Here is an 11596-nt window from a genome sequence, read left to right as displayed (position 1 = left end):
CCAACAAGCTCGCGTTCGCACCATAGATTTGCCCGCATGGGCGAAGGAATTCTGAGGTGGTTCGGCGCGGGCGTACTGGCCGCCGGGCTGATGACAGCAACGATCGCCGGTGCGGGGGCGGCGGGCGCGACCGAGGGCTCGTCGACAGAGGGCGCCACCGCGACGGCGTCGCAGCCGAAGGACACCGCCGACGCGGACGCCGAGAAGACCGACGCGGCGACCGAACCGGCCGACGAGGCGCCTGACGAGTCGGCCGACCAACCGGGTGACGAGCCGGGCGAGGAGCTCGGTGACGACCTCGGCGACCTCGGCGACCTCGGCGACGAGATCGACGAGATCGGCGAGGAACCCGTCGGTCTGGGTGCCGACGACCTCGACCAGGCACGCGGCAGCGACCGACAGCCCGCCGGCACGAACACGCCTGCGGCCGATCTGAATCTCGTCGACACCGACGACGGGGTCCTCACCGGTGAGCCGGAAATCGACGATCTGGTGGTGGCCGAACCCCAGCCGCAACACCGCCGGACCGACAAGACCGAGCAGCCGCAGGAACAACGCCTGTCGGTGTTCGTGGCACGGACGCTCGTGGACGCCGACGAAATCCAGGAGACCAAAGCCGTCGCATTCGCGGCACCCGAGGAGGCCGCCGCCGACGCCACCGCGGGCGCCCCGCAGATTCCCGGGATCGTCCGGATGATCGGCACGATCGTGTTCAACCTGTACGGACTGGCCACCAAGCTCGTCGGCGGGCCGCCGATCCTGCCCGCCAACAGCACGGTGACGGTGCGCACCTCCACCCTGTTCCTCGACTGCGGGTGTGACGACGGCGAGGGCTACGAGGTTCAGGCCGACTGGTACTTCCCGGAGGTCGAAGAAGGCCAGCAGCAGCCGAATCAGTTGATCTACCTGCAGCACGGCTTCCTCGCCCGGGGCCCGTGGTACAGCCACACCGCGGCGGCCCTGGCCGAGCAGACCAACAGCATCGTCGTGGCGCCGTCGATCACGTCGAACTTCCTCGCCGCCGACGCCTGCTGGCTGGGCGCGCCGGTGATGCACAAGGCCATCGCGGATCTGTTCCGCGACGACAACGGGGCGCTCGCCGAGAGCGCGCTCGCCGCCGGGTACGCGGACCCGATCCCGAACCGTGTCGTGCTGATGGGCCACTCGCTCGGGGGCGGCGCGGTCTCGGGCGCCGCCGGCTTCATGTCCGGCAACGCGAGCATCGACAAGCTGGCCGGGGTGGTGCTGCTCGACGGTGTCGGGCTCGACGCCCCCGACAAGATGTTGCAGTCGCTGAAGCAGGTGCCCGACGAAATCCCGATCTACCAGTTGGCGGCCCCGGTCTACTTCTGGAACAACTTCGGCGTCGGCATCGACGCGTTGGTCCAGGCGCGCCCGGGGACGTTCGTGGGCGTCACCTTGGTCGACGGATCGCACGTCGACTCGATGCGTGGAGGCAACCCGCTCATCCAGTTCGCACAGGAATTGGTCGCCGGCTATTCGCACCCCGAGAACGGGGCCGCGGCCGAAATGCTGATGGTCGGCTGGGTCAAGGACATGTTCGCCGGAAACAAGGACCACGGCATCTACGGGGACCTCGGCGAGGAGATTTCGATCGTCACCCCCAAGGGGCCCGCGACCGCGGTGGCGCTGCCCAACTCGCTCACCCGAGATTTCATCTTGAACCCGTTGCAGCAGTTCGTCTCGCTCAGCGGCGGGATTTTCACGTTCGAACCGACATGCGTGGCCGACGCGATCGGGCAGTGTTCCGAGTCCATCGCCGCCTGACCGATAAGCGCTCCGTATAAATCCGCCGACTCGGTGGTGGACCCGGTTATCGTTTGCTGCGGGGACGGGCGGCAGCGGGAGTGGCGATGGCAGACCGGTTCTTGGCGTGGCTGAGCGCCGGGATTCTGGCTGCCGGATTGTCGACCGGCATGCTGCTCAGCGCGGGGATCGCGACCGCCGGACCGGACGCCGGCGCAGACGGCGGTTCGGCGTCGGGCGACTCTGATACCAGCATGTCGCAGTCGTCGAATTCCACTGACGCGCAAACAGATTCGGCTGACAATGCGGATCTCGACCCGACATTGCAGGACCGGGCCGATAGCTCTGTCGACGTGACACAACCCGTGGACGACCAGACCGACACCGACGCTGAGGACCAGGGCGGCGCGGGGCTCGATGATATCGACGTCGACGGCGAGACGACCGAAGAAGGCGCCGGAGAAGGCGAGGTCGTCGGCCGGGGATCGACGTTGGACACCCCGAAGTCAGCCTCCAACGGCCCTGCGAATGCGCGAACGTTCATTACCGATCGAAATTTTGCCGAAATATCGCGCGGTAATGAACGTTCGCCGGCGGGGGGCGAGCCGGCGGGGGGCGAGCCGGCGGGGGGCGAGCCGGCGGGGGGTGAGCCGGCGGAAAGGGGCCCGGCGAACGAGGACCTGTCCGGAACTGTCAAGACTGTCGAGACGAAGACCGTCGAGACAAAGCTTGCCAAGACCGCCGCCGAAGACACTCCAGACGCCCCCGACGAACCCGCGGTGTACGCGCTCGCCGCCCCGGTCGAGACCGAACAGCAGATGACCGGTCCCACGCTGCTCAACGTCATCGGGACCCTCGCCTGGAGTCTGTTGGATTTCGTCGTCAAGCTCGTCGAGGCGCCGCCCGTGGTGCTGCCGGAAAGGTCAGTGACCGCGGGCCGATCCACCCTGGAGATCGACTGCGGCGACGGGTACACGGCGGACGCCGACTGGTACTACCCGAAAGAAGGGGAACCCGACAAGCTCATCTACTTCCAGCACGGCTTCCTGGCGCGGGCGTTCGTCTACGACCGCACGCTGACCGAGCTTGCGGAGCGCAACAACGCGATCGTCGTCGCGCCGTCGATCACCTCGAACTATTTCGCCTGCGACGGATGCAGCCTCACCGCCGACCCGATGCACGCCGCAGTGGCGCGCCTGTTCGAGGGCGACCGCGGCGCGCTGCTCGCCAGCGCACAGGCCGCCGGATACGAGGGCACGCTTCCGACGGAGTTCGTCCTCTCCGGGCAATCCGCAGGCAGCATGCTGGCCGCCGGTGCCGCCGGCCACTACTACGACTCAGCTCCGGGGGCGGAGAAGGCCAATATGGTCGGTGTCCTTCTCTACGACGGCTCTGCGGCAAACGGTGCGCTGGGCCGGGCCCTCGACAAGCTGCCGCTGTCGGTGCCGGTGCTCAACATCGCTGCAGAGCCCGTGGTGTTCAACTATTACGGCGCCGCGAACCAGCTGTTGTCCACCGAGCGTCCCGGCCAGTTCAGCGGTGTCCAGCTGATCAACGGTGCACATTCCGACGCGTTCCAGAGCAGCGCCTACTTCGGCATTGTCCAGGCGTTCGTCGGCCTCGTCTTCGGGACGTCGGCCCCGGAGAACGTCGAGGCCGTCCAGGTCCTGTCCCAGGGTTGGCTGACCGATATGTACGCCGGTCGGGTGTATGACCCGGCGACGCGGACCGGTATCTACGGCACCCCGGGTGAGCCGGGCCAGACCGTCGTCGACATCCCCACCGAGGCCGGCCTTGCCCGCGGCTACGTGTTGCCGGGCCCGCCACATGCGCTGTCGCCCTTCGAGCGGATCTTCGCCGCGCTCGTGCACTCGATCAACTCCAACGACTTCGTCACCTGTTCGACGGTCGCCCCCGCCCCGCCGGCGCAAAACTCCACACCAAACACCGCGTTATCTCTTGACGGACGCGCGATCACGCGCCAGTCTGTTGGGCAGCATGTATGTATGGGTTGAGGACGCCAGCCAGCGCCCGCCCAGTCGTCGCATGCCGTGGTTGAGGAATGCGCCGTCCTGCGCTATTGTTGGACGTTGCGCTGGCTGCGTCCTGCCCACCTAAACCCGCACCTGACACCGATGTCCTGGCCTGAGCTCCGGCTCAGTGATCTGGCTGCGTGTCGTGCGTTCGGGAAGTCGTGGTCGTGAGTGGCCAGCCGAACCGACGCAGATACGCGATTTTGAAGGAGTCGGCGCTCAAGCCCCTTTGAGGCCTTCCTGATAGTCGCTTTAGGTGCTGGAAGGATGCATCTTGGCAGGGTCCCGCCAATCCAAGTCAGCAGTAGCTACCAATGGCTCCGTACCAGGAGCGCCCAATAGAGTTTCCTTCGCCAAGCTTCGCGAGCCGCTCGAGGTTCCGGGGCTGCTCGACGTGCAGACCGAGTCCTTCGAATGGCTGATCGGCTCCGATGAGTGGCGCGAGAAGGCCAAGGCGCGCGGCGACGAGAATCCCGTCGGCGGCCTTGAGGAAGTGCTCTCCGAACTGAGCCCGATCGAGGACTTCTCGGGCTCGATGTCGCTGTCCTTCTCCGATCCGCGCTTCGACGAGGTCAAGGCCCCCGTCGACGAGTGCAAAGACAAGGACATGACGTTCGCGGCTCCGCTGTTCGTCACCGCCGAGTTCATCAACAACAACACCGGTGAGATCAAGAGCCAGACGGTCTTCATGGGTGACTTCCCGATGATGACGGAGAAGGGCACCTTCATCATCAACGGCACCGAACGTGTCGTGGTGAGCCAGCTGGTCCGCTCGCCGGGGGTGTACTTCGACGAGACCATCGACAAGTCCACCGAGAAGACGCTGCACAGCGTCAAGGTGATCCCCGGCCGCGGCGCGTGGCTGGAGTTCGACGTCGACAAGCGCGACACCGTCGGCGTGCGCATCGACCGCAAGCGCCGTCAGCCGGTGACCGTGCTGCTCAAGGCGCTCGGCTGGACCAGCGAGCAGATCACCGAGCGGTTCGGCTTCTCCGAGATCATGATGTCGACGCTGGAGAAGGACAACACCGCCAATCAGGACGAGGCGCTGCTGGACATCTACCGCAAGCTGCGCCCGGGCGAGCCGCCCACCAAGGAGTCCGCGCAGACCCTGCTGGAGAACCTGTTCTTCAAGGAGAAGCGCTACGACCTGGCGCGTGTCGGCCGCTACAAGGTGAACAAGAAGCTGGGCCTGGCGCCGGGCGAGAAGATCACCACCACGACGCTGACCGAAGAGGACGTCGTCGCCACCATCGAGTACCTGGTGCGCCTGCATCAGAACGACGACACGATGACGGTGCCCGGCGGCGTCGAGGTGCCTGTCGAGGTGGACGACATCGACCACTTCGGTAACCGCCGTCTGCGCACCGTGGGCGAGCTGATCCAGAACCAGATCCGGGTCGGCCTGTCGCGGATGGAGCGCGTCGTTCGCGAGCGGATGACGACCCAGGACGTCGAGGCGATCACGCCGCAGACCCTGATCAACATCCGCCCGGTCGTGGCGGCGATCAAGGAGTTCTTCGGCACGTCTCAGCTGTCGCAGTTCATGGACCAGAACAACCCGCTGTCCGGGTTGACCCACAAGCGTCGCCTCTCGGCGCTGGGCCCCGGTGGTCTGTCCCGTGAGCGCGCCGGCCTGGAGGTGCGTGACGTGCACGCCAGCCACTACGGCCGGATGTGCCCGATCGAGACGCCGGAGGGTCCGAACATCGGCCTGATCGGTTCGCTGTCGGTGTACGCGCGGGTCAACCCGTTCGGGTTCATCGAGACGCCGTACCGCAAGGTCAAGGACGGCATCGTCACCGACGAGGTCGAGTACCTGACCGCCGACGAGGAAGACCGCTACGTCGTCGCCCAGGCCAACTCGCCGATCGACGACAAGGGCCACTTCCTCGAGGAGCGCGTGCTGGTCCGCCGTAAGGGCGGCGAGGTCGAGTACGTCTCGTCGGCCGAGGTGGACTACATGGACGTCTCGCCGCGCCAGATGGTGTCGGTCGCGACGGCGATGATCCCGTTCCTCGAGCACGACGACGCCAACCGGGCTCTGATGGGCGCCAACATGCAGCGCCAGGCGGTTCCGCTGGTGCGCAGCGAGGCGCCGCTGGTCGGCACCGGTATGGAGTTGCGTGCCGCGATCGACGCCGGCGACGTCGTCGTCAACGACAAGGCCGGTGTGGTCGAGGAGGTCTCCGCCGACTACATCACCGTGATGGTCGACGACGGCACCCGGCACACCTACCGGATGCGCAAGTTCGCCCGCTCCAACCACGGCACCTGCGCCAACCAGCGCCCGATCGTCGACGCAGGCGACCGGGTCGAGGCCGGCCAGGTCATCGCCGACGGGCCGTGCACCGAGAACGGTGAGATGGCGCTGGGCAAGAACCTGCTCGTGGCGGTCATGCCGTGGGAGGGCCACAACTACGAGGACGCGATCATCCTCTCCAACCGCCTGGTCGAAGAGGACGTGCTGACCTCGATCCACATCGAGGAGCACGAGATCGACGCCCGCGACACCAAGCTGGGCGCCGAGGAGATCACCCGGGACATCCCGAACGTCTCCGATGAGGTGCTGGCCGACCTCGACGAGCGCGGCATCGTCCGCATCGGCGCCGAGGTCCGCGACGGCGACATCCTGGTCGGCAAGGTCACCCCGAAGGGCGAGACCGAGCTGACCCCGGAGGAGCGTCTGCTGCGCGCGATCTTCGGCGAGAAGGCGCGCGAGGTGCGCGACACGTCGCTGAAGGTGCCGCACGGTGAGTCCGGCAAGGTGATCGGCATCCGGGTGTTCTCCCGCGAGGACGACGACGACCTGCCCGCCGGCGTCAACGAGCTGGTCCGGGTCTACGTCGCGCAGAAGCGCAAGATCTCCGACGGTGACAAGCTGGCCGGACGCCACGGCAACAAGGGCGTCATCGGCAAGATCCTGCCAGTCGAGGACATGCCGTTCCTGCCCGACGGCACCCCGGTGGACATCATCCTCAACACCCACGGTGTGCCGCGACGGATGAACATCGGCCAGATCCTGGAAACCCATCTGGGCTGGGCCGCGCACAGCGGCTGGAAGGTCGACGGGAAACCGGAGTGGGCCGGCCAGCTGCCCGACGACCTGCTGGAGGCCGAGCCGAACACCATCGTCTCGACGCCGGTGTTCGACGGCGCCACGGGCGACGAGCTGCAGGGCCTATTGGCCTCGACGCTGCCCAACCGCGACGGCGAGAAGCTCGTCGACGCCGACGGCAAGGCGATGCTGTACGACGGCCGCTCCGGCGAACCGTTCCCGTATCCGGTGACGGTCGGCTACATGTACATCCTCAAGCTGCACCACCTGGTGGACGACAAGATCCACGCCCGCTCCACCGGCCCGTACTCGATGATCACCCAGCAGCCGCTGGGCGGTAAGGCGCAGTTCGGTGGCCAGCGGTTCGGCGAGATGGAGTGCTGGGCGATGCAGGCCTACGGCGCGGCGTACACGCTGCAGGAGCTGTTGACCATCAAGTCCGACGACACCGTCGGCCGGGTCAAGGTGTACGAGGCGATCGTCAAGGGCGAGAACATCCCCGAGCCGGGCATCCCCGAGTCGTTCAAGGTGCTGCTCAAGGAACTGCAGTCGCTGTGCCTCAACGTCGAGGTGCTGTCCAGCGACGGCGCCGCGATCGAGATGCGCGACGGCGACGACGAGGACCTGGAGCGCGCTGCGGCGAATCTGGGAATCAACTTGTCCCGCAACGAATCTGCTTCCGTAGAGGACCTTGCGTAGATATTTCTTCAGTTTTCTAGTCCCGAAAGGGGAAAGGGAGTTACGTGCTAGACGTCAACTTCTTCGATGAGCTCCGGATCGGCCTCGCCACCGCCGAGGACATCCGGAACTGGTCCTACGGCGAGGTCAAGAAGCCGGAGACCATCAACTACCGCACGCTCAAGCCAGAGAAGGACGGCTTGTTCTGCGAGAAGATCTTCGGTCCGACCCGCGACTGGGAGTGCTACTGCGGTAAGTACAAGCGCGTCCGCTTCAAGGGCATCATCTGCGAGCGCTGCGGCGTCGAGGTGACCCGCGCCAAGGTGCGTCGCGAGCGGATGGGCCACATCGAGCTGGCCGCTCCGGTGACTCACATCTGGTACTTCAAGGGTGTGCCGTCGCGTCTGGGCTACCTGCTGGACCTGGCGCCCAAGGATCTCGAGAAGATCATCTACTTCGCGGCCTACGTCATCACCGAAGTGAACGACGAGATGCGCCACAACGAGCTGTCGACGCTGGAAGCCGAGATGGCCGTCGAGCGCAAATCCGTTGAGGATCAGCGTGATGCCGATCTGGAGGCGCGTGCGCAGAAGCTCGAGGCCGACCTGGCCGAGCTGGAGGCCGAAGGCGCCAAGTCCGACGTGCGTCGCAAGGTGCGCGACGGCGGCGAGCGCGAGATGCGTCAGCTGCGCGACCGGGCCCAGCGTGAGTTGGACCGGCTCGAGGAGATCTGGACCACCTTCACCAAGCTGGCCCCCAAGCAGCTGATCGTCGACGAGAACCTCTACCGCGAACTGGTCGACCGCTATGGCGAGTACTTCGAGGGCGCCATGGGTGCCGAGGCGATCAAGAAGCTCATCGAGACCTTCGACATCGACGCCGAGGCCGAATCGCTGCGGGAAACCATCCGTAGTGGCAAGGGCCAGAAGAAGCTTCGCGCGCTGAAGCGGCTCAAGGTGGTCGCGGCGTTCCAGCAGTCGAGCAACTCGCCGATGGGCATGGTGCTCGACGCGGTGCCGGTGATCCCGCCGGAGCTGCGTCCGATGGTCCAGCTCGACGGTGGCCGCTTTGCCACCTCCGACCTCAACGACCTGTACCGCCGCGTGATCAACCGCAACAACCGGCTCAAGAGGCTGATCGATCTCGGTGCGCCCGAGATCATCGTCAACAACGAGAAGCGCATGCTTCAGGAGTCGGTGGACGCGCTGTTCGACAACGGCCGCCGCGGCCGTCCGGTCACCGGGCCGGGCAACCGTCCGCTGAAGTCGTTGAGCGACCTGCTCAAGGGCAAGCAGGGCCGGTTCCGCCAGAACCTGCTCGGTAAGCGCGTCGACTACTCGGGCCGTTCGGTCATCGTGGTCGGCCCGCAGCTCAAGCTGCACCAGTGCGGTCTGCCCAAGCTGATGGCGCTCGAGCTGTTCAAGCCGTTTGTGATGAAGCGATTGGTCGACCTCAACCACGCGCAGAACATCAAGAGCGCCAAGCGGATGGTCGAACGCCAGCGTCCGCAGGTGTGGGACGTGCTCGAAGAGGTCATCGCCGAGCACCCGGTGCTGCTGAACCGCGCACCGACGCTGCACCGCCTCGGCATTCAGGCCTTCGAGCCGCAGCTGGTGGAGGGCAAGGCCATCCAGCTGCACCCGCTGGTGTGTGAGGCGTTCAACGCCGACTTCGACGGCGACCAGATGGCCGTGCACCTGCCGCTTTCCGCGGAGGCGCAGGCCGAGGCACGCATCCTGATGCTGTCGTCGAACAACATCCTGTCGCCCGCGTCGGGCCGCCCGTTGGCCATGCCGCGTCTGGACATGGTGACCGGTCTGTACTACCTGACGACGATGATCGACGGCGAGCCCGGCGAGTACACGCCGGCCGCCAAGGATCGTCCGGAGACCGGGGTGTACGGCTCGCCCGCCGAGGCCGTCATGGCGATGGACCGTGGTGCGCTGTCGGTGCGCGCCAAGATCCGGGTGCGGCTGCCGCAGCAGCGTCCGCCCGCCGACGTCGAGGCCGAACTGTTCCCGGACGGCTGGAAGCCCGGCGACGTCTGGTCGACGGAGACCACGTTGGGCCGGGTGATGTTCAACGAGCTTCTGCCGCTGGACTATCCGTTCGTCAACGAGCAGATGCACAAGAAGGTCCAGGCCCGGATCGTCAACGACCTGGCCGAGCGCTACCCGATGATCGTGGTCGCGCAGACCGTCGACAAGCTCAAGGATGCCGGCTTCTACTGGGCCACCCGCTCGGGTGTCACCATCGCCATGTCCGATGTGCTGGTGCCGCCGCAGAAGAAGGAGATCCTCGACCGCTACGAGAAGGAAGCCGACGGGATCGAGAAGAAGTACCAGCGTGGCGCGCTCAACCACGATGAGCGCAACGAAGCGTTGGTCAAGATCTGGCAGGACGCCACCGAAGAGGTGGGTCAGGCGCTGCGCGAGCACTATCCCGACGACAACCCGATCATCCTGATCGTGGACTCGGGTGCCACGGGTAACTTCACGCAGACCAGGACGCTGGCAGGCATGAAGGGTCTGGTGACCAACCCGAAGGGTGAATTCATCCCGCGTCCGATCAAGTCCTCGTTCCGCGAGGGCCTGACCGTGCTGGAGTACTTCATCAACACCCACGGCGCCCGAAAGGGTCTGGCGGACACCGCTCTTCGTACCGCCGACTCGGGTTACCTGACCCGTCGTCTGGTCGACGTATCCCAGGACGTCATCGTTCGCGAGACCGACTGCGAGACCGAGCGCGGCATCACGGTGACGCTTGCCGAGACGCAGGGCTCCGGCAAGGACGCGACCTTGGTGCGCGATCAGCACATCGAGACCTCGGCCTACGCACGCACTTTGGCGACCGACGCCGTCGACGCCAAGGGCAACGTGATCGTCGAGCGCGGCCACGACCTGGGCGACCCGGCGATCGAGGCGCTGTTGGCGGCGGGCATCACCGAGGTGAAGGTGCGCTCGGTGCTGACGTGTGGCACCGGCACCGGTGTGTGCGCGATGTGCTACGGCCGTTCGATGGCGACGGGCAAGCTCGTCGACATCGGCGAGGCCGTCGGTATCGTCGCCGCGCAGTCCATCGGCGAGCCCGGCACCCAGCTGACCATGCGCACGTTCCACCAGGGCGGCGTCACCGGCGGTAGCGACATCACCGGTGGTCTGCCCCGCGTGCAGGAGCTGTTCGAGGCGCGTGTCCCGCGCGACAAGGCGCCGATCGCCGACGTCAGCGGGCGGGTGCAGCTCGAGGAGGGCGAGCGCTTCTACAAGATCACCATCATCCCGGATGACGGTGGCGAGGAAGTGGTCTACGACAAGCTCTCCCGTCGTCAGCGGCTGAAGGTGTTCAAGCACGCCGACGGCACCGAGCGTCTGCTCGCCGACGGCGACCACGTCGAGGTGGGCCAGCAGCTGATGGAAGGCTCGGCCGACCCGCACGAGGTGCTGCGTGTGCAGGGCCCCCGCGAGGTGCAGATCCACCTCGTCAAGGAGGTCCAGGAGGTCTACCGTGCTCAGGGCGTGTCGATCCACGACAAGCACATCGAGGTGATCGTCCGGCAGATGCTGCGCCGCGTGACCATCATCGATTCGGGCGCGACGGAGTTCCTGCCCGGCTCGCTGACCGAGCGTGCGGAGTTCGAGGCCGAGAACCGTCGGGTGGTCGCCGAGGGCGGCGAGCCCGCGGCGGGTCGCCCGGTGCTGATGGGCATCACGAAGGCGTCGCTGGCCACCGATTCGTGGCTGAGCGCGGCGTCGTTCCAGGAGACCACGCGTGTGCTGACCGATGCGGCGATCAACTGCCGCAGCGACAAGCTGCAGGGTCTGAAGGAGAACGTGATCATCGGCAAGCTGATCCCGGCCGGTACGGGTATCAACCGGTACCGCAACATCCAGGTGCAGCCGACCGAGGAGGCCCGGGCCGCCGCGTACACGATCCCGTCCTACGAGGATCAGTACTACAGCCCGGACTTCGGCCAGGCCACCGGTGCCGCGGTGCCGCTGGACGACTACGGCTACAGCGACTACCGCTGACCAGTCACGAAAAAGCCCCCGGTCTCGGCCGG

Annotated in this window: 4 protein-coding genes; all 4 read left to right on the top strand. The window is 66.4% G+C overall.

Annotated features, from left to right (window positions below; all coding sequences use genetic code 11):
• Positions 1 to 36 precede the first annotated feature (36 nt).
• The 4 genes from ABQE89_RS14005 (at position 37) to ABQE89_RS13990 (ending at position 11564) form a co-directional block, all read left to right on the top strand.
• Positions 37 to 1788: an alpha/beta hydrolase gene (locus tag ABQE89_RS14005; RefSeq protein ID WP_448417471.1), complete on the top strand. Its 1752-nt coding sequence runs from the start codon at positions 37 to 39 to the stop codon at positions 1786 to 1788.
• A gap of 86 nt (positions 1789 to 1874) precedes the next feature.
• Positions 1875 to 3782, top strand: a complete 1908-nt coding sequence (locus ABQE89_RS14000; RefSeq protein ID WP_448417469.1) for a hypothetical protein — start codon at positions 1875 to 1877, stop codon at positions 3780 to 3782.
• Between the two features lie 274 nt (positions 3783 to 4056).
• On the top strand, positions 4057 to 7557 hold the full coding sequence (rpoB, locus tag ABQE89_RS13995; RefSeq protein ID WP_448417467.1) for a DNA-directed RNA polymerase subunit beta: 3501 nt from the start codon (positions 4057 to 4059) through the stop codon (positions 7555 to 7557).
• Between the two features lie 44 nt (positions 7558 to 7601).
• Positions 7602 to 11564: a DNA-directed RNA polymerase subunit beta' gene (locus tag ABQE89_RS13990; RefSeq protein ID WP_448417465.1), complete on the top strand. Its 3963-nt coding sequence runs from the start codon at positions 7602 to 7604 to the stop codon at positions 11562 to 11564.
• Positions 11565 to 11596 lie beyond the last annotated feature (32 nt).

This window comes from Mycolicibacterium sp. XJ1819 (assembly GCF_053483675.1).
The sequence above is the reverse complement of the archived record's forward strand: the minus strand, read 5'-3'. Positions and strand labels throughout refer to the sequence as shown.

What these genes read in the sequence shown, in the direction of transcription:
- ABQE89_RS14005 (WP_448417471.1), top strand. Translation starts at nt 37, where the DNA reads ATGGGCGAAGGAATTCTGAGGTGGTTCGGCGCGGGCGTACTGGCCGCC.
- ABQE89_RS14000 (WP_448417469.1), top strand. Translation starts at nt 1,875, where the DNA reads ATGGCAGACCGGTTCTTGGCGTGGCTGAGCGCCGGGATTCTGGCTGCC.